The following is a 1,558-nucleotide window of genomic DNA, read 5'->3' as shown; positions in this document are numbered from 1 at the left end:
GACAGTCCGACCGACGAAGACTTTCTGCTCGGGACTGATGATGTCCTGCACTGAATAGTTGACCACCGTCATGAGCGGGATGATGGCCGAGAAAGCGACGGTGAGGAAGACCGGGAGGATGAAGAACCAGGCCTTGTTGTTGTAGGGCTTGTTCATGGCTTAGCGTCCTATTCTCTGGTCGTTGCTGAAGTAGATCGTTTCCGGCTTGGCCAGTCGCAGCCATTGCGGACCGGTGGCGACCTTCATCTCGGGCGCAATGCGCGCCTTCACGCTCATGCCATCGAACTGCGCGCTCACCAGTTGGCTGGTGCCCAGGTGCTGGACCTGGGTAACCTCGGCGCTGACCGCACCGGGCGTGCCGGGCGCGGCCAGTTCGACGAATTCGGGACGGATGCCCAGCTTCAGCTCCCCGGAAGAATTCTTCAGTGCCTGCAATTGCGCCGCATCGAGCTGTATGCGCTGCTGGCCCAGCAGGACGGCGTCTCCTTCAACACGCAAGGAACAAAAGTTCATACCGGGGCTGCCGATGAAATAGCCGACGAAGGTATGGTCCGGGCGCAGGAAGAGTGCCTCCGGCTTGCCCTGCTGCACCACCTTGCCCTCGGTCATCACCACCACTTCATCGGCGAAGGTCAGCGCTTCGACCTGGTCGTGGGTGACGTAGATGAGGGTGAGCTTCAACTGGTGATGGATTTCCTTCAACTTCTGGCGCAGCTCCCACTTCATGTGCGGATCGATCACCGTCAGCGGTTCATCGAACAGGATCGCCGCCACATCCTTGCGCACCAGGCCGCGGCCCAGCGAAATCTTTTGCTTGGCGTCGGCCGACAAGCCCGCAGCGCGCTGCTTGAGGTCGCGGGTGAGATCAAGCATCTCGGCGATCTCGCGCACGCGGGCCTGCACTTCACGCTCGGCGATCTTGCGATTGCGCAGCGGGAAGGCCAGGTTATCGAACACGCTCATGGTGTCGTAGAGCACCGGGAACTGGAACACCTGGGCGATATTGCGCTCACGGGTGGCCTTGCGGGTCATGTCCTGGCCATCGAAGAGCACTTGCCCTTCGGAGGGCTGCAACAAGCCCGAGATGATGTTGAGCAAGGTCGATTTGCCACAGCCGGAAGGCCCCAGCAGCGCATAGGCGCCGCCGTCTTCCCACACCATGTTCATCGGTTGCAGGGCATAGTCCTTGAGGCTGGCGGGATTGCTACCGTAGGCGTGGCCCAGGTTCTTGAATTCGATGCGGGCCATATCAGCGAGTCTCCATGGGGGCGCTCAACAACTGCCCCTGCGTATCGAACAGGAAAGCCTTGGCCGCCGCGATGCTGACCTGCACCGTGCTGCCGATGGCCACTTCATGCACGCCCGACAGTTGCGCCACCAGCGGCACCTCGCCATGGCGCAGGTGCAGATAGGTTTCGGAGCCGGACAGTTCGGCCAACGTCACGCGGCATCCCAGGCTCACGCCCGGCGCAGCCAGCGTTTCCAGGCGCACGTCGTTGCAGCGGATGCCCAGCTTGCAGGGCTGGCCCTCGGCCAGCTGGAGATGCGGCCGGCAATA

General features: G+C 62.1%; 2 protein-coding genes and 1 pseudogene. All 3 read right to left on the bottom strand.

The features are described 5' to 3' along the window. Window positions 1–156: pseudogene (locus I5W_RS30980) on the bottom strand (sugar ABC transporter permease); the annotation flags it as partial. 3 nt (window positions 157–159) lie between these two features. After that, window positions 160–1,248, bottom strand: a complete 1,089-nt coding sequence (locus I5W_RS03705; RefSeq protein ID WP_044528222.1) for an ABC transporter ATP-binding protein — start codon at window positions 1,246–1,248, stop codon at window positions 160–162. Between the two features lies 1 nt (window position 1,249). Further along, window positions 1,250–1,558 (bottom strand): TOBE domain-containing protein (locus I5W_RS03700; protein ID WP_044528221.1); only part of this gene is annotated, 309 nt, incomplete at its 5' end.

The organism is Herbaspirillum sp. B65, assembly GCF_000333555.1.
In the GTDB taxonomy this organism is placed as follows: Bacteria; Pseudomonadota; Gammaproteobacteria; order Burkholderiales; family Burkholderiaceae_D; genus Herbaspirillum; species Herbaspirillum rubrisubalbicans.
Note: the sequence above shows the minus strand (reverse complement) of the source record. Positions and strands in the feature narration are given on the sequence as shown.

Excerpts from the sequence above, each read along its gene's own strand:
- I5W_RS03705 (WP_044528222.1), bottom strand. The coding sequence starts at position 1,248 with ATGGCCCGCATCGAATTCAAGAACCTGGGCCACGCCTACGGTAGCAAT.